Annotated in this window: 16 protein-coding genes, 2 tRNA genes and 1 other annotated feature; of the genes, 16 read left to right on the top strand and 2 right to left on the bottom strand. The window is 42.1% G+C overall.

The features are described 5' to 3' along the window. Nucleotides 1-3: 3 nt before the first annotated feature. From VK097_RS09320 to yihA, 8 genes are all read left to right on the top strand, one after another. Complete coding sequence (locus VK097_RS09320) at nt 4-516, top strand: metallophosphoesterase family protein (protein WP_324211529.1); 513 nt, start codon at nt 4-6, stop codon at nt 514-516. Between the two features lie 161 nt (nt 517-677). After that, nucleotides 678-751: transfer RNA gene (locus VK097_RS09315), tRNA-Gly, on the top strand. A gap of 14 nt (nt 752-765) precedes the next feature. Beyond that, nucleotides 766-839 (top strand) — tRNA-Arg (locus VK097_RS09310). A gap of 145 nt (nt 840-984) precedes the next feature. Continuing rightward, on the top strand, nt 985-1,965 hold the full coding sequence (locus VK097_RS09305) for a tetratricopeptide repeat protein (protein ID WP_324211528.1): 981 nt from the start codon (nt 985-987) through the stop codon (nt 1,963-1,965). A 141-nt stretch (nt 1,966-2,106) separates the two neighbouring features. Next, nucleotides 2,107-3,393, top strand: coding sequence for a trigger factor (gene tig, locus VK097_RS09300; protein ID WP_324211527.1), 1,287 nt, complete (start codon nt 2,107-2,109; stop codon nt 3,391-3,393). A 360-nt stretch (nt 3,394-3,753) separates the two neighbouring features. Then, entirely contained in the window at nt 3,754-5,034 is a 1,281-nt protein-coding gene (gene clpX / locus VK097_RS09295) for an ATP-dependent protease ATP-binding subunit ClpX (protein ID WP_324211526.1), read from the top strand. A gap of 357 nt (nt 5,035-5,391) precedes the next feature. Then, a complete protein-coding gene (lon, locus tag VK097_RS09290) occupies nt 5,392-7,722 on the top strand; it encodes an endopeptidase La (protein WP_324211525.1) in 2,331 nt (776 codons plus the stop codon). Beyond that, nucleotides 7,709-8,290 carry a ribosome biogenesis GTP-binding protein YihA/YsxC gene (yihA, locus tag VK097_RS09285; protein WP_324211524.1) on the top strand — a complete coding sequence of 194 codons (582 nt, stop codon included), beginning with the start codon at nt 7,709-7,711 and terminating at the stop codon, nt 8,288-8,290. The genes lon and yihA overlap by 14 nt, the downstream gene beginning before the upstream one ends. A gap of 161 nt (nt 8,291-8,451) precedes the next feature. Here the strand turns inward: yihA and VK097_RS09280 are convergent, their stop codons facing one another. Then, on the bottom strand, nt 8,452-8,934 hold the full coding sequence (locus VK097_RS09280) for a LiaI-LiaF-like domain-containing protein (protein ID WP_324211523.1): 483 nt from the start codon (nt 8,932-8,934) through the stop codon (nt 8,452-8,454). A 340-nt stretch (nt 8,935-9,274) separates the two neighbouring features. On the opposite strand from VK097_RS09280, the gene hemA reads away from it, so the two are divergent. From hemA to VK097_RS09240, 8 genes are all read left to right on the top strand, one after another. Then, on the top strand, nt 9,275-10,645 hold the full coding sequence (gene hemA, locus VK097_RS09275) for a glutamyl-tRNA reductase (protein WP_324211522.1): 1,371 nt from the start codon (nt 9,275-9,277) through the stop codon (nt 10,643-10,645). Nucleotides 10,646-10,663: 18 nt separating this feature from the next. Further along, nucleotides 10,664-11,485, top strand: a complete 822-nt coding sequence (locus VK097_RS09270; protein WP_324211521.1) for a cytochrome C assembly family protein — start codon at nt 10,664-10,666, stop codon at nt 11,483-11,485. Nucleotides 11,486-11,506: 21 nt separating this feature from the next. Next, nucleotides 11,507-12,436 (top strand): hydroxymethylbilane synthase, encoded by a 930-nt coding sequence (gene hemC / locus VK097_RS09265; protein ID WP_324211520.1) that lies wholly within the window; start codon nt 11,507-11,509, stop codon nt 12,434-12,436. Next, a complete protein-coding gene (locus VK097_RS09260; protein ID WP_324211519.1) occupies nt 12,436-13,209 on the top strand; it encodes a uroporphyrinogen-III synthase in 774 nt (257 codons plus the stop codon). The genes hemC and VK097_RS09260 overlap by 1 nt, the downstream gene beginning before the upstream one ends. Before the next feature lie 6 nt (nt 13,210-13,215). Further along, nucleotides 13,216-14,196, top strand: a complete 981-nt coding sequence (gene hemB / locus VK097_RS09255) for a porphobilinogen synthase (RefSeq protein WP_324211518.1) — start codon at nt 13,216-13,218, stop codon at nt 14,194-14,196. 120 nt (nt 14,197-14,316) lie between these two features. Further along, nucleotides 14,317-15,606, top strand: a complete 1,290-nt coding sequence (hemL, locus tag VK097_RS09250; protein ID WP_324211517.1) for a glutamate-1-semialdehyde 2,1-aminomutase — start codon at nt 14,317-14,319, stop codon at nt 15,604-15,606. Between the two features lie 253 nt (nt 15,607-15,859). Beyond that, entirely contained in the window at nt 15,860-16,912 is a 1,053-nt protein-coding gene (gene spoVID / locus VK097_RS09245; protein ID WP_324211516.1) for a stage VI sporulation protein D, read from the top strand. Nucleotides 16,913-16,970: 58 nt separating this feature from the next. Further along, nucleotides 16,971-17,984: a hypothetical protein gene (locus VK097_RS09240; RefSeq protein ID WP_324211515.1), complete on the top strand. Its 1,014-nt coding sequence runs from the start codon at nt 16,971-16,973 to the stop codon at nt 17,982-17,984. On the opposite strand, the gene VK097_RS09235 is transcribed toward VK097_RS09240, so the two are convergent. Beyond that, complete coding sequence (locus VK097_RS09235; protein ID WP_324211514.1) at nt 17,981-18,169, bottom strand: YszA family small membrane protein; 189 nt, start codon at nt 18,167-18,169, stop codon at nt 17,981-17,983. The genes VK097_RS09240 and VK097_RS09235 overlap by 4 nt on opposite strands. 120 nt (nt 18,170-18,289) lie before the next feature. Continuing rightward, nucleotides 18,290-18,514 (top strand) — a binding site (T-box leader). Nucleotides 18,515-18,561: the final 47 nt, after the last annotated feature.

Raw genomic sequence — 18,561 nt, 5'->3', positions numbered from 1 at the left:
ATTATGCCAAGCGTATTGATTGTCAGTGACAGTCATGGTTCGACAGAAGAACTTGAAACGATCAACAAACGTCATAAGACTGAACATAAAATTCATTGTGGTGACTCAGAGCTTGAAATGGATGCCCCGGCACTCGAAGGTTTTATCAAAGTTACCGGGAATTGTGATGTTGATGCCAGATTTCCTGAGGAACAGGTAAGCACGATAGATCGTCTTACTTTTTTTATTGCACATGGCCACTTACATCAGGTAAAATCGAACCCGCTTGCGATTGCCTATCGCGCTGAAGAACAACATGCGCAAGTGATCTGTTTTGGTCATACACATATTGCCGGTGCGGAAAAAATCGGCAATCAATTACTGATAAATCCGGGAAGCATTTTGCTGCCGCGAACGAGACCGGAAAAAACATACGCCATTATGGAATGGGAAACGCTGGATGAAATTGAAGTTCATTTTTACACGGTTGACGGGGAACTAGTTGAGGATTTATCCTTAAGGACCTCTCTGTCGTAAAGCAATAATCTAGTTAAGAAATCGGCTCCGTTGCCGGTTTCTGCTACTCTATCCATGTTGAAACCGAATGAATAACGTATTTCGTCAAACTATTGACAAATCGACTGATAGTGCATATAATAATCTTTGTCCGTCAAAAACGAAGACTTGATACGTATTTTGCGGGTGTAGTTTAGTGGTAAAACCTCAGCCTTCCAAGCTGATGTCGTGGGTTCGATTCCCATCACCCGCTCCATATACATAAATGATGTCCCAGTAGCTCAGTAGGATAGAGCAATAGCCTTCTAAGCTATGGGTCGCAGGTTCGAATCCTGCCTGGGACGTATACCAGCCTGAGAAACCCCGAGTATTCAAAGTGGGTTTCTTTTTTCATACACAATGAAAACAGTTCCGGGTTGCATGTTTTAATTTCCTTGATCCGGGGTATGGCTATTTATTAAAGCAACTGATACTGAAAGGAGTGAATTTATGGAAGGTAACAGGGAAAATGTCATTCTTTTCCCGAAATGGCGGACAGCCCTGGAAGAAGAAAGCCTCGTGGCACTGAAAGAGAAAAGATATAAAGAAGCACTGGTCAAACTTGATCAGCTTCTGGAATTCGATGTTAAAAATCATGAGATAATCATCGGGAAGCTGATGTGTCTGATGGAACTCAATCGGTATAAAGAAGCACAGGATTTCTGTGAGGGGTTATTAATACATAAAGATGAAAATTACTATCAATACGTCCACATTTACTTAACGATTTTATTTCAGACGAGTCAATACCATTTATTAATGGATCAGGTCGAGCAGGAAAAAGAAAAAAACACTGTACCTGATGATATGAAAGAACAGTTCCAGCAGCTTTATGATATGAGCCGAAAGATGCGGCATGATATCCGGATTGAAAAGGCCCCCGAATACATAAATGAATTGTTTAAAGCAGTTGAAGAGGAAAATCATGTCTATCAGTACAGGCTTGTTGAACAAATCCGTAAAATGGATCTGACCCCGACAGGGAAGGAAAAAGCTCTCTTAACAGATGACCGGGTCCATCCGGTTGCGAAAACAGGCGTTTTTATATGGTTGCAGGAAAAGGATTTTTCTGAGAGAGTTTGGATACATAAATTGGGCAGTAAATATCAGGCAGCGCCGGAAGACACACCTAAGTTAGATTCTCATCCAATTGTGAAACAGATATTGTCATCCATAAGCGATGAGGAACAGAAAAATCCAACCTTATACCGGTTAATGGAACAGGTATTGCATCATTATCTCTACGTGCGTTATCCGTTAATGCCAGCGGAAGATGAAGCCCCGTCTATCGCTGAAGCATTAATGAAAATTGGTGAAGATTATCTGGATATACATAAGGGAACCACTGAAAACGGAGATGACAGTTTAAACCTATATATGGATGAGATTAAAATGTGTGAAGCTTTATATTCCACAATCATAGAAGTGTAGACAGCAAATCAGTTGCCGGGTTGCTTGAAAGGCCACATAATTATGTTATAATAAGATGGTTGAAATTTTGCTCCTTATCAATCGGACGTATTGTAATACACCGTCATCATTAATGGAATAATAGATTTTGGAGGGTATGTTATGTCAGCAAAATGGGAAAAACAAGAAGGAAATCAAGGGGTACTGACGATTGAAGTAAGTGCCGACGAATTTGATAAAGCGCTAGATCAAGCGTTTAAAAAAGTTGTAAAAGATGTCCAAATTCCCGGCTTCCGTAAAGGGAAAGTACCGCGTAAAATTTTTGAAAAACGCTTTGGCGTCGAGTCACTTTATCAGGATGCAGTTGATATTGTGCTGCCTGATGCCTACGCAAATGCTATTGAAGAAACGGAAATTGAACCGATTGAGCAGCCGGAAGTTGATATCGAGGAAATTGAGCAAGGTAAAGATCTCATTTTCAAGGCTACCGTCAACGTTAAACCGGAGGTTGATTTAGGTGAGTATAAAGGACTTGAAGTCGAAGAACAGTCAGTTGACGTCACAGACGAAGATGTAGACCACGAAATCGAGCATCAGCGCGAACATCATGCTGAACTGATCGTTAAAGAAGAAGGATCTGTTGAGGAAGGCGACACTGTTGTCATGGATTTCGAGGGCTTTATTGACGGCGAAGCATTTGAAGGCGGTAAAGGCGAAGATTACTCGCTGGAAATTGGGTCAAGTCAATTCATCCCAGGCTTTGAAGAGGAATTGGTCGGTAAATCTTCAGGTGAAGAAACTGAAATAACTGTCACATTCCCCGAAGACTATCATGCTGAGCACCTGGCAGGAAAAGATGCTGTATTTAACGTAAAAATTCACGACATTAAAACAAAAGAACTGCCGGAGTTAGATGATGAATTTGCCAAAGATGTTGATGAAGAAGTCGAAACACTTGATGAACTGAAAGAGAAGAAAAAAGAAGAACTTCAGAGTCAAAGAGAACAGGATGCCGAGAATCAAAAGCGCGAAACATTGATTGAAAAAGCTTCTGATAATGCAGAAGTTACCGTTCCTGATGCCATGATTGAAACGGAATTAGACCGTATGCTCCAGGAATTTGAACAGCGTCTGCAAATGCAGGGTATGACATTGGATATGTATTTCCAGTTCTCGGGGCAGGACAAAGACGCGCTGAAAGAACAAATGCGCGACGATGCGGAAAAACGTGTTAAAACAAACTTAACACTTGAAGCTATTTTCAATGAAGAGAATCTTGAAGTGACAGACGACGATGTTGAAGAAGAGCTGGGCAATATGGCATCGATGTATGGAACTGATGTCGATCAGCTTAAACAGATGCTTGGCGGAAATACCGACGCGCTTAAAGAGGAACTCAAATCGAGAAAATCAATTGAGTTTTTGGTCGAGCATAGTAAGACTGTATAAAAAGCAGCTCAATTTAATAAACATGTTAAAGCAAGGTGTGATGATTCGCACCTTGCTTTCGAGTTTATTTCGCCTTAATGTGGAGCAAACCCTACTTCAATATTCCTAAAAATTAAGAAAGATAAGCGTGGGAATCAGGGCTTTGCTTTATGAAGTTTTCTTTCGATGATTGTTATCTATCATGGCCAGTGAACATACGATAACTAAAGGATTACAATACTGAGCTACGGTGTTTTTAAAAAATCGGCTTCTGCAGAAGAGTTATTATTTTGTTTTCACAAATTGATTTGGTATGATGACGTTAAGTTGAAATTACACAAAAACAGGAATCAGATTTAAACTTTTAGGAGTGAAAATGTAATGTTTAAATTTAACGAAGAAAAAGGACAATTAAAATGTTCGTTTTGCGGCAAAAGTCAGGATCAGGTCCGTAAATTAGTAGCCGGTCCAGGCGTTTATATATGTGATGAATGTATTGAACTATGCACTGAAATCGTGGAAGAGGAACTTGGGACCGAGGAAGCTACTGAGTTTGAAGAACTTCCAAAGCCAAGAGAAATTAATGAAACACTAGCTGATTATGTCATTGGCCAGGAGGATGCAAAGAAGAATTTGTCTGTGGCGGTATACAATCATTATAAGCGGATAAATACAACCAAGAACAGTGCCGATGATGTTGAATTGGCTAAAAGTAATATTGCCATGCTCGGTCCGACCGGATCTGGTAAGACATTGCTGGCTCAAACGCTTGCCAGAATCCTGAATGTTCCGTTTGCGATGGCTGATGCAACGTCACTGACCGAGGCGGGCTATGTCGGGGAAGATGTTGAAAATATTCTGCTGAAATTGATTCAGGCAGCCGATTATGATGTGGAAAAAGCGGAGAAAGGCATCATCTATATCGATGAAATTGACAAGGTTGCCCGTAAATCAGAAAATCCTTCCATCACCCGTGATGTATCAGGCGAGGGTGTACAGCAGGCACTCCTGAAAATTTTGGAAGGTACAGTGGCCAGTGTACCGCCTCAAGGTGGGCGCAAGCACCCGCATCAGGAGTTTATTCAAATTGATACAAGCAACGTATTATTTATTGTTGGGGGTGCCTTTGATGGTATTGATCAGATCGTTAAACGCCGTTTGGGCAAAAAAGTTATCGGCTTCGGTTCTGATCAAGAGCAAGAAGATTTGGATCAAAGCCAACTGCTTCAGAAAGTATTGCCGGAGGATTTGCTGCGCTACGGTCTGATACCGGAATTTATCGGTAGAATCCCCGTCATTGGAAGCCTGACACCGCTTGATGAGGATGCTTTGGTAGAAATCCTGACAAAACCGAAAAACGCACTCGTTAAACAGTATGTAAAACTGTTTGAAATTGATGATGTTGAGCTTGAATTCGAGGATGAAGCGCTCAGAGCAATTGCAAACAGAGCCATTGAGCGGAAAACCGGTGCACGTGGTCTGCGCTCGATTATTGAAGGTATCATGCTGGATGTCATGTTTGAACTTCCATCCCGCGACGATATTGAAAAGTGCATCATTACAAAAGATACGGTTGAAATGGAAAATGGAAGACCAAAATTGGTGTTCCGGGATGGTACTGTAAGGGATGAGAACGATAAACTCCCAAGAGAGAGTGCATAACTCAGATGAATGAAATTTAATAATCCGGGACTGACATTTGCGGATATTCTCTGTTCAAATAAATTTCGAGGAGAAAGCAGATGTCAGTCTCTTTCTATGTTAACTTGAGTAATTTTTTCCTCACAGGCAACACTAATTATCAGCTATAATTATTTACAAATAAGCAGGTTTTCTATAGACTTTAAACAATAACGAAATATACATAAAGTGAAACTTCATTCAGTGGAGTGCTTTTCTCCACTGAATGTTAGTTGAACCGAATCGGGCATTTAAGGTCAGTTGGCCGCCGTTTTTCGGCGGGTTACTGACCGTTATATGCGGGGAAAAATTCCAGTATAGATGGAGGTATACATAATAATGACCAAAGAATCAGCACAATTGCCTCTCCTGCCGCTAAGGGGACTGCTCGTCTTTCCATCTATGGTATTGCATCTGGATGTTGGACGTGACAAATCTGTCGCGGCTCTGGAAAAAGCAATGATGGAGGATCAGACGATATTTCTGGCAGCTCAGAACCAAGTCAGTCTGGATAAACCTGAGTCAAAAGATATTTATCGGGTAGGCACAGTGGCATATGTCAAACAAATGCTGAAACTCCCCAATGGCACGATACGTGTTTTAGTGGAAGGGCTCCGCCGCGGGGAAATCACCCGTTTTATCGATGAAAATGAGGAGTTTACAGTCGAATTTAATGAGCTGGAAGATGAACATGGCGAAGAGAATGAAGAAGAAGCGCTTATGCGTTCCCTGCTCAGACAATTCGAACAATACATAAAAGTTTCACAGAAAATAACCAAAGAAACACTGGCCACCGTTTCTGATATTGATGAACCAAGCAGGCTTGCCGATATTGTGACATCACATCTATCCCTGAAAATAAAAGACAAACAGGATTTATTGGAAATGGTGAATGTTAAAGAGCGCCTGCAGCATCTGATTCAACTTATTACAGATGAGAAGAAAGTTCTTGATTTGGAAAAGAAAATCGGTCAGCGTGTCCAAACATCGATGGAAAAAACACAAAAAGAATATTATTTGCGCGAACAGTTAAAGGCAATCCAGAAAGAACTGGGTGAAAAGGAGGGCAAATCCGGCGAAGCGGAACAGCTGAGAGAAAAAGTTGAAGCATCCGATATGCCGAAACGTATCATCGATGTGGCTAAAAAGGAACTGGACCGGTTCGAAAAAGTTCCGCAAAGTTCTGCTGAAAGCTCGGTCATACGAAATTATATTGAATGGCTTTTGGCACTTCCTTGGACCGAAAAAACAGAGGACACGATTGAGGTCGATAAAGCTCAGGATATACTTGATGAAGATCATTATGGTCTTGATAAGGTAAAAGAACGTATTTTGGAGTACTTGGCAGTCCAAAAATTAACACAATCGATCAAAGGCCCGATACTTTGCCTTGTTGGGCCGCCGGGTGTTGGCAAGACGTCTTTGGCTAAGTCAATTGCCCGTTCAATCAACCGAAATTTTGTCCGCATTTCGCTTGGGGGCATTCGAGATGAAGCTGAAATCCGCGGACACCGGCGTACATACATTGGTGCTATGCCAGGCAGAATTATTCAGGGGATGAAAAATGCCAAAACAGTCAACCCGGTATTTTTGCTTGATGAAGTTGATAAAATGGCCAGTGATTTTCGAGGCGATCCGTCTTCAGCAATGCTCGAGGTGCTGGACCCGGAACAAAACAGCAACTTCAGTGATCATTTCATTGAAGAAACGTATGACTTATCGAACGTACTGTTTGTTGCCACCGCCAATTTTGTCAATGATATTCCGGGACCGTTATTGGACCGGATGGAGCTTATAACGATTGCAGGCTATACTGAAGTTGAAAAATTGCATATTGCGAAAGAACATCTGTTTCCAAAACAGCTGAAAGAAAATGGACTGCAAAAAGGGAATCTGCAGATACGTGACGATGCTCTTTTGAAGCTGATTAGAACTTACACACGTGAGGCTGGCGTTCGTAACCTTGAACGTCAGCTAGCCAAGCTTTGCCGGAAAGCAGCGAAGAAAATCATTTCAGGTGAAAGGAAGCGTGTGATTGTTACCGCCAAAAATATGGAAGCCTTGCTGGGCAAATCCGTTTTCCGGTATGGGCTGAGAGAACAGGAAAACCAGGTGGGTGCAGCTACAGGCTTGGCGTACACAACTGGCGGCGGTGATATCTTATCGATCGAAGTTTCGCATTACCCCGGTAAAGGGAAATTAACCCTAACCGGAAAGCTGGGCGATGTGATGCAGGAATCAGCCCAGGCTGCGTTCAGCTACATTCGTTCCCGTGCTGAGGAACTGAATATTGACCCTGATTTTCATGAAAAAAATGATATTCATATTCATGTTCCCGAGGGGGCGACGCCAAAAGATGGCCCTTCAGCCGGTATTACCATGGCAACGGCCCTTGTATCTGCTTTAACAGGCAGATCAGTGAAAAAAGAAGTCGGCATGACAGGGGAAATTACACTAAGAGGCAGAGTGCTGCCTATCGGCGGTTTGAAAGAAAAATCGTTGAGTGCACAGCGGGCAGGTTTAACGACGATCATTATCCCGGAAGAAAATGAAAAAGATATTGAAGATATACCCGAAAGCGTGCGTGATAAATTAACCTTTATTAAGGTCAGTCACTTGGATCAAGTCCTGGAACACGCATTAACGGAGGAGAAACATGAAAGTAACTGAAGCTGAAATTATTATAAGTGCCGTCAGCAAAAAGCAATACCCGAACGACCGGCTACCGGAGATAGCTTTGGCCGGCCGGTCAAATGTCGGGAAATCATCGTTCATCAATAAACTCATCCAGCGTAAAAATTTAGCCCGCACATCATCCAAGCCGGGCAAGACACAAACGATTAACTTTTATAAGATAAATAATAGGTTTTATTTCACGGATGTTCCCGGCTATGGATATGCAAAAGTTTCCAAAAAGGAACGGGAAAAATGGGGCGCCATGATGGAGGAGTATTTTGCGTCACGCGATACATTGCAAGCCTGTGTTATGATTACCGATATACGGCATAAACCAACGGAAGATGATTTATTAATGTATGATTTTCTGAAATATTATAAGCTGCCGGTAATTGTGATAGCTACAAAACTCGATAAAGTTGTTAAAGGGAAAAGAGCCAGGCATTTAAAACAGACACACGAAACGTTGCAAATTGAACCCGACGATGTCGTGATTCCTTTCTCTGCAGAAACCGGGGAAGGGAAAGATGATGCTTGGCGTTCAATCAGGCAGTTTATATAGCTTGCGGCGTAAAAAATAAACCGCCCGATTGCCGCGCGCTTTATCCCGCCATAACAGCCAGTAAGCGCGAGCTTCAAAATTTTACGAAATAGAGAGAAGGGTTGGACTGTAGATGCCCGATTCTGCTCGACTGATATTTGCCAAGGAAAAGCACCCCCACTCTATTTTTTCTTTTTGAGCCAATAAATGCCAATGCCAATCAGGATCAGGGGCCAAAACCGCTCAAGTAATGATGTGAGGTCATAAACCCAGCCCAGCGGTGCAGGCAATTGGACCGAAAACATTAAAAAGATAGAAATTGCAGTTATGATGACCCCGGTAAATAAACCGCTTTTGGTTCTTAACCCACGTACAATGAAAGCAATTCCTGCGATAAGCGGGTATACTGCCCAATGATCAATCCAGAACGTATAATGGCTAAGTCCATGGAAATGGATGCCAAGTCCCAGCACAGCCGTCCCGGTCAGTAAATGCTGATAATCTCTTGATGTGTAACTATGTATAAGCAAGGCAATCCCGATAATAATAAGCAATGTTGGCCATGAATAAAAATCGGTTATAATGGGTATTTTTAACTCTCGTAATAAAAAGTAAACGCCAATGCCGATTAACATATATGCAGCAAATGAATGTTGCCTTTTCACGATGTTCACCAGCTTTCATTTAATGTCAGGTTCCATTCGTATATTTTGACTGCCGCAATTGTTGTCGCGATGTAAGCTACTTTGATAACTCATTCGCTTCTTGCAGCTTGCAGGTATAAATCAGGAAATGCCCATTACCTGCTTAACATGTGCCACTCGGCAGATTTCTTGCGTCTTCCGAATGCGTATGATAAAGTACAAACGGATTATCATACAATGAAGTACGATTGAACGGTGATTTTTGTTTCAAAATCTGTTCACATTCTAAAACAATTAACATGTGTTGTCCATGTTATAATGAAAACAAACTGATGTTTTTAAGTTTTTGGGGGTAGTAATAGTGCACTTACTTAAAGTTGGTTTCAATTATAAATCGGCCCCGTTGGAAATCAGGGAACGGTTTATGATTTCCGAAGATCATATTGCTGAAGCGATGGTAAAGCTGAAGCAGCAGAAAAGCATCCTGGAAAATGTCATTGTTTCCACCTGCAACCGCACAGAAATTTATGCAGTGACCGATCAAGTCCATACAGGCCGTTATTATATTAAACAATTCCTTGCTGACTGGCTTAAAGTAGATAAAGAAGACGTATCACCATACCTGCGCATTACCGAAAGTGATGCGACGGTTGAACATTTATTCCGGGTGGCTTCGGGTCTTGATTCAATGGTCTTGGGCGAAACTCAGATTTTGGGTCAGGTTAAAGATGCTTTTTTGACTGCACAGGAAAATCAGACAACCGGCACGATTTTTAATGAGCTGTTCAAGCAGGCCATTACATTTGCCAAAAAGGCACATAAAGACACAGCTATTGGTGAACATGCAGTGTCTGTAAGTTATGCGGCAGTTGAGCTGGCAAAAAAAATATTCGGGGATTTGCAGCAAAAGCATGTTGTTATACTCGGAGCCGGGGAAATGGGTGAACTGGCGGCCAAGAATATTCATGGTTCCGGAGCATCAAATATTACGGTTGTCAACCGCACACTTGAAAAAGCTCGTCTGCTGGCAGAAACGTTTGAAGCACAGGCTAAGTCTGTTGACGAATTGCATGAATTGTTACAAGACGCGGATATATTGATCAGTTCCACAGGATCGGACTCTGTTATGTTATCCAATGAATCGGTTGAGGCCATCCAGAAAAAACGGAAAGGCAAACCGCTGTTTTTGGTGGATATTGCAGTGCCGAGAGATTTGGATCCGGCCATTGGCGAATTGGACAATGTCTTCCTGTACGATATCGACGACCTCCAAAATATCGTTGATGAAAACCTGGCAGCAAGAAAAACTGCAGCCGAAAAAATTGAAATCATACTTGAAGGTGAGATTGTCGCGTTTAATGAGTGGGTTCAAACGCTTGGCGTTGTTCCGATAATAACGGCACTTCGCAAAAAAGCGTTATCCATACAGTCGGAAACCATGAAAAGTATCGAACGGAAAATGCCGGACTTAACAGCGCGTGAGAAAAAGGTATTAAATAAACATACGAAGAGCATTGTAAATCAGCTGTTAAAACAGCCGGTGACACAGGCTAAGGAGTTGGCGGCAAACGATAATAAAGAAGAAGCACTTCAGCAATTTATTGACATCTTTGGAATTGAGGAAGATGTTCAGGAAGAGCTGCAGCGGCAGGCTGAAAAAAATAATCCAACAATTAGGGAAACAGATGAAAAAGTATCCTTTCCTGTTACACAAAGCTTATCTTTACGGTAAAACGAAAGGATCCCCAATATGGAAGAATCAAAATGGCTTTATGAAATCATACTAATCATTTATGGATTAAGTTTGGTAGGGTACTTTATTGAATTTATACAAAATAACCGGAAGGCTGACAAAATTGCCTTCTGGTTACTTAGTATGGTTTGGCTTCTGCAAACCGTTTTTTTATTACGGCAAATATTTATCGAGAAAAGTTTCCCGGTACTGACTTTATATGATGGTCTATCATTCTACGCCTGGGTGCTGATCTCCTTTTCACTTGTTCTCAGCAAGTTTTTCCGGGTTCAGTTCATGCTGTTTTTTATTAACTTGCTCGGTTTTTTCATTCTTTTATTATCCATTTCAACCAGAGCAGCAGAATACATGCAGGTTCAAGGCATTGAACTGGTTCATGAAATGCTGATTACCCATATAACACTGGCTTTCATATCGTATGGATTTTTTACCATTTCATTTATTTTTTCGCTCATGTATCTGGTCCAATATCGTTTTTTAAAACGTAAAAAAGGATTTCGCTGGGTCTGGCGTATCGGTGATTTGAGCCAGCTTGATCAGCTCTCATTTAAAGCGGTGACTATAGGTGTGCCGCTCCTGACGATAGCGATAATTCTAGGCGTTGCCTGGGCCTATGCGGCAAATGCTGAATTTTACTGGTTTGACCTTAAAACGATCGGATCGATACTGGTTCTTATTGTGTATGTTTTTTACCTGTTGCTGAGACTGGGGAAAGGTTATCAGGGGAGAGCGATTTCCGTTTATAACTCGGCGGCATTTCTTGTTTTATTAATCAACTTTTTTCTGTTCAGTAATTTATCCAATTTTCATTTACAGTAGATCCTATAAGGAGGAATCCAGATGCGTCACATTGTTATCGGATCACGAAAAAGCAATTTGGCATTGACCCAGACAGATTGGGTGATTGATCAGTTGAAACAAGCTGGTATCACCAATTCGTTCGAAGTGAAAAAAATTGTCACACGCGGCGATCAGATTTTGGATGTAACTCTATCAAAAGTCGGCGGCAAAGCTCTTTTCGTCAAAGAAATTGAAAGGGCGATGTATGATAAAGAAATTGACCTTGCCGTCCACAGCATGAAAGATATGCCTTCCGAAATGCCTGAAGGTCTTATTATTACATCAATACCTGTCAGAGAAGATCATCGTGACGCATATATTGCCAAAAACAATATTGCTTTAAAAGATTTGCCGGAGGCTGCCATTGTTGGTACAAGCAGTTTAAGACGAAAGGCACAGCTCCTGGCAGAACGCCCTGATCTTGAAATTAAATGGATCCGCGGCAATATTGAATCCCGCATCCGTAAATTGAATGAAGAAGATTATGATGCAATCATTTTGGCAGTATCCGGCCTGAAACGTGTCGGACTAAGTGAAGAACTTATTACGGAATATCTTGAGCCTGATGTCTGTGTACCTGCAGTCGGACAGGGCGCATTGGCAATCGAATGCCGTGAAGATGATTACGAATTGCGGAGATTGCTGGATCGCATCAGTGACGCAGATACAACTAAAACGGTCACTGCTGAAAGAACCTTTCTAAAATTATTGGAAGGCAGCTGTTCTGTACCAATCGGCGGATATGCTTCCCTGCACGGTAATGAAATATTTCTGACTGCATTTGTCGGAACTACTGACGGTACAACGTTATTAAAGGAAATTGTGCGGGGAACCGATCCTGAAAGCGTCGGGACAGAGGCAGCACAGAAACTGATAGCTCGTGGTGCCAAAGACATTATTGAACAAGTGAAAGAGGAGCTTGACATTTAATGGGTCTGCCGCTGAAGGATAGACGGATTTTAATCACCCGGGAGGAAAAGCAGGCGAAAGAATTCACATATAAGGTTCTGCAGTCCGGCGGCATTTCAGTGGAAGTGCCACTATTAAAGATCTCTTGTAAATGTGATGAAGCAATTAGGCAATTGAGCCAAAACCGGGAGCTGTTCAGGTGGCTGTTTTTCACGAGTGCCAATGGAGTTCATTGCTTTTTTCAGCTTCTGAAAGAATCCGATATAAATCATAACTTTTTAGCTGAAAGCAAATTTGCTGCCGTTGGCCATAAAACCGCTCATGCGCTGGAAGGCTATGGTTGCCATGCAGAATTTATCCCGAGCACATATACTGCAGAAGCAATAACAAATGAATTTTTCGCTGAATACGCTCAGATTGAAGAACCGGTTCTAATCATCAGGGGGAACAGGTCACGGTCTATTCTGCCGCTTTGGCTGAAAGAGCAAGGCATTCGTTTTGAAACAGTGGAAGTATACGAAACCAGCGTCCGTTTTTCAGAAAATGATAAGTTAAATGCGGTATTGAAACAGCAGAATCTTGATGCGATAACATTTACAAGCCCGTCTTCGGTTGATGCATTTATGGAAATGAAGGAAAAGCAGTATGTACACTTTCCACCAATTGTTTGTATTGGAACAACTACTGAAGTTCGTGCTTCTGAATGGGGGTTAACGAATCTTCTTGTACCTGAGGAGTTCACCATCGATGGCATGATGATACTTATGGAAGAATATTTCGAGCAGAAAGGATAGATTGATATGGCAAATGAATGTGAATTCAAGCGGCATCGTCGTCTGCGCACTTCATCTGCAATGCGTTCCCTGGTCCGTGAGAATCACATTAAAGTGGATGATTTTATTTATCCGCTCTTCATCATTGAAGGGGAAAATATAAAGAATGAAGTGCCTTCCATGCCGGGAGTTTTTCAAATCTCGCTGGATTATGTAAAAGAAGAGATGGAAGAATTACAGACACTTGGCATTAAAGCTGTCTTGCTGTTTGGCGTTCCGAATGAGAAAGATGAACAAGGCACAGGTGCGTTTGTTGAAAATGGTATTGTGCAAGAGGCCACACGACTGATAAAACAAGAAATGCCGGAGATGCTCGTCGTTGCTGATACATGCCTGTGCGAGTATACAACCCACGGGCATTGCGGCGTGGTCCATAATCATGATGTCGACAATGACGAATCCCTGAAACTGTTGGCTAAAACCGCCGTATCACAGGCCGAGGCCGGTGCGGACATCATTGCACCGTCCAATATGATGGATGGTTTTGTCACAGTTACTCGACAGGCTCTGGATGAAGCGGGGCACCAAAATATTCCAATTATGTCATATGCTGTAAAATATGCCTCGGCATTCTTCGGTCCGTTCCGTGAGGCGGCAGACAGTGCACCACAATTTGGTGACCGCAAAACTTATCAGATGGATCCGTCAAATAGGCGGGAGGCATTGCGTGAAGCAGAAACCGATATCGAAGAGGGAGCAGATTTTTTGATCGTCAAACCTGCTATGTCATTTTTGGATATCGTCCGTGATGTGCGCAACGAGTTCAATGCACCGGTTGTCGCTTATAACGTAAGCGGCGAATACTCCATGGTTAAAGCGGCTGCGCAGAACGGCTGGGTTAATGAACGAGAGCTTGTACTTGAAAAACTGACCGCGATGAAACGATCAGGTGCTGATTTGATTATTTCCTATTTTGCCAAAGATGTGGCAAAATGGCTTCAAGCCTAAAGTGAAAGTTCAATCAGCGGAAGATTTTTCTTCGTTGATTGTCAGTTGAACTGAATCGGACAATATGGGCAATTATTCCCCTCCATGCGGGATAAAACATTCAATTTGGGGTGATGTATGATGCGAAATTTCGATAAATCACAAGATGCGTATAAAAAGGCGGTGGATTTAATGCCGGGCGGTGTGAACTCACCTGTACGCGCCTTTAAATCCGTCGGCATGTCACCAATCTTTATGGAAGAAGGAAAAGGCTCCAAAATAAAGGATATTGACGGAAATGAATACATTGATTATGTCTTGAGCTGGGGACCGCTGATTTTAGGGCATGCTGACGATCGTGTTGTTTCAGGATTAAATGAGGCTGTCGCTAAGGGAACAAGTTTCGGTACGTCGACCATCCAGGAAAATAAGCTTGCCGAACTTGTTATCGACCGTGTTCCCTCAATCGAAATGCTGCGGATGGTGAACTCGGGGACGGAAGCTACGATGAGTGCTTTACGCATTGCCCGCGGCTACACAGGACGCAGCAAGATCCTGAAATTTGAAGGCAACTATCATGGCCATAGTGATTCCTTGCTTATAAAAGCAGGCTCCGGCGTTGCAACACTTGGGCTACCGGATAGTCCTGGTGTCCCTGAATCGATTGTGAAAAATACAATCACAGTACCATATAACGATGTCGAAAGTGTGCGCTACGCATTTTCTGAATATGGTAATGATATTGCCGCTGTCATTGCTGAACCTGTTTCCGGCAATATGGGTGTTGTGCCGCCGCAGGAAAACTTCCTGCAGGAATTAAGGAAAATAACAGAAGATTATGGGTCACTGTTGGTTTTTGATGAAGTCATGACTGGGTTCCGTGTTGGTTATAATTGCGCACAGGGCTATTTTGGCGTGACACCTGATATCACCTGTTTAGGGAAAGTTATTGGAGGTGGTCTGCCTGTTGGAGCTTATGGAGGCAAACGTGAGATTATCGAAAGCGTAGCTCCGACCGGTTCGATCTACCAGGCCGGTACATTATCCGGTAACCCGCTCGCCATGACAGCCGGTTTTGAAACATTGGATGCGTTGGATGAATCATCATATGAAGAAATCAATCAAAAAGTCGATAAATTAGTGGAGGGGTATAAACAGGCTTCCATTGATTATGGTATTCCGCTGCAAATAAACCGTGCGGGATCAATGGTCGGTTTCTTCTTTACGAATGAACCTGTCATAAACTATGATACAGCGCAAAATGCCAATGTTGATTATTTCGCTCAATACTATCGGGCTATGATAGAGGAAGGTATCTTTTTGCCGCCTTCACAATTTGAAGGAGTATTTTTATCAACCGCCCACACAGATGAAGATATCGACAAAACAATACAGGCTGTACGTACAGCATTCTCAAAAATTGAGAAGTAATGTATAAAAGCTATTCCGGATCAAATCGGAATAGCTTTTTATGTAGGTTGTTTTCAAAATGTTTGTTGCTTTTTTGATTCTGATAAGGATTAAAAAATCACTGAACAGCCCATGTACACGCAGACTCCATCGGACGCATGCGGAAAGCGAAGTGTGAAAACCGGAGACATTTTGCATATCCTCCTATTTTGAGTCATATAGTTGAACTGAGACATATAAGTATATGGAATATATGTTGAAGGGAGGAAGTCGTTTGGGAAATGAACAAGAAGTATTTCGCTTTGATTTGAATGAATCGCTGTATTTTGAAAAAGGACAGGAAGTTGGCGAAATGACGGGAATTTCACTGGACCCGGATATTTCCATCCAGCCATTTAATGACTATGTTTCAATCAGGGGTGTCATCGAGCTCAGCGGCTCTTATCAAAGAGAAGTATCAGCTCATGAAGAAGATGAGAGCGCGTTGGATTTTGATGATTATCATTCGAAACGATATGTTGAGAAAGTTGTTGGTCTGGATGACGACCAGGCAGAATTTACACATCGCTTTCCTGTAGAAATCTCTGTTCCGGCGTATCGTGTAACCGACTTGGATGATATAACAGTCGGTATTGAATCCTTTGACTATGAAATACCAAATCAGAACCAGCTTAAGCTGAACTCCACAATTGAAATCCATGGCATAAGCGATGAGACGGAAAAGACGTCTGAAAGTGAACAGGAAAACGAACTGGCTTTACCGTTACGGAATGACGAGACATTTGAGTTTGATATAAAAAAGGAATCAGAAGAGGATACGGAAGCGGACGAAGCATTTTATCAGGAACACCCTCCAGTACTGTCTCAGGAAAATGAACAAATTGAAGATGAGCAGGCAGACGAGGCTGCTGAAGATGATCATTCCTCTGCCAGGGTCTGGTGGAAGAGTAAAAAATCACAGACACTTGCTGAATTCTTTGGAAATGATGAACAGGAATCGCCACAGTATGAGACCTCCGTGGAAGAAGGGGAATATGCTGATAACCCGGAGGACTCCCCCGAACTTTCCGTTTATCAGGATGAAACTCCTGCAGATTCAGCGGAATCACCAGAGGACGTCCGTTATTTGGCTGATATGTTCAGACATGATGAGGAAGAGCAATATACTAAAATGCGTTTGTGCATCGTGCAGGACAATGATACGGTAGAAACAATTGCAGAACGGTATGAAATATCCGCCCTCCAGCTGTTAAAACAAAACCGGATGACTGAAGAAGGGCTGGAAGGAGGTCAACTGCTATATATTCCATATAAGAAAAATTCATAGTAGTCGCACACCCCTTGCTTGTTTGCGGTAAGGGGTATCTGTGCTTCCGTAAAAGGTGGTGATCGATACGTGTGCAGCAATTGAGCAGATAGTTAATGCATATGGGCTATCGCCATATCAGATAGAACAAGTATCAGGCAGGCTGTACAAAGTAAATGACGGGCAGAATACGTATGCCCTAAAACAAAGTAAATTGACGGAACATACGGTTCAAGGCTGGGAGCAGGTTTATCATCAGGCATACGCCTATGATTTATCAGCCATACTTCCGGTTTATCTAACGGTTCACTCCCAATTATATGTCAAAACAGAGGATTTCTATTATTATTTAACCCCATGGATAATTGACAAGAATCCCAGCTTTGAACGGGCCGTCACAAATATATATGAAGTGCTCGGGAATGTTCATGCGAGAACGAAACAATCAATATCGATTGATACTGAACCAATCATTCAGGAATTCAAACGTTATCAGAAACATTGTGCTGAATGTCAGAATGAATTACTTTCTTATGTTGAGTTATTTGAACGGAACAGGTTTATGTCACCATTTGAACTGCAGGTTTGTACACATTACCATGTGCTGGTGAAAGTTCTGGCTGAGTTGAATCACCATATTGAACGATTGAAAGATGAGCTTGAACATGAGCAAAAATGGAATTACAGTCTTTTACACGGCAATCCGGATCTCTCCCATTTTGTTCATGCCCACAATGCGTTTCTTATTAATTGGGAAAAAGCAGTATATGATAATGCTGTGTTTGATCTGTCAGCAATGTTGCAAAGACAAGCACAGTACTATGGCCGCCAGAGCGAACAATTGGCAGAATTGTTTACTATATATAAGAATAAAAACCCATTGACCGTGATTGAACAATACTTGCTTTCAATTTATTTAATGGATCCATCTGATTACATAGCACGAATCAATCAGTACATGACGAATGCCGGCCAGCAACCAATGGTTAAACATGTTCAGTTACTGCAGCGTGCTTTCCGGCGGCTGGAATTCGGGCTCCGCTGGACAGAACTGACTGAACATGATGGCACTGAAAATGAGTCTCAAGATTAAATCCATTCCAGATAAAATGCAATAAACAGTCCTGTGAATGCCCCGAGCAAAAAGACATCCAGGGTCGTTGGAAAAAGAAGTGTACGGATTAATTGAAAAATCAGTATCGGCAGTGTCACTTTTTCAATGACAATAATACAGTTTCGTGCCCATGGCGGCAGCTTATATCGATAATAACGCGCCATTTTGGGTTCACCTCTTTCTGAGTTTCGTGTAATATAATATGTATATGGCAGGCTGTTTTGTGCCATTCTTATTGTAATAGTTGAATTTGTTATTCAAAAACGGTAAAATAACAGCAATAAATAATTGCGATGATTGGGAAGAGTACAGATTTGTTACCCCAAAAGAGAGGGAATGTCGGTGGGAATTTCCTGGGAAACGATTCTGGAAGGTCTCCCATGAAGCTGCTTCTTTGAATTCAGTAGAAGAATGCCGGTTGTTGGCCGTTATCATGCTATGAGTGCATAGGTGTATTCTGCCTATGAACAAAGGTGGTACCACGGAAGCCAGTCCTTTTCGTCCTTTTTTGGATGGAAAGGATTTTTTGTTTGTATAATAATCAGATTGAAGGAGG

The sequence above is a fragment of the Lentibacillus sp. genome (assembly GCF_035301675.1).
Taxonomy (GTDB): domain Bacteria; phylum Bacillota; class Bacilli; order Bacillales; family Amphibacillaceae; genus Lentibacillus.
Note: the sequence above shows the minus strand (reverse complement) of the source record. Positions and strands in the feature narration are given on the sequence as shown.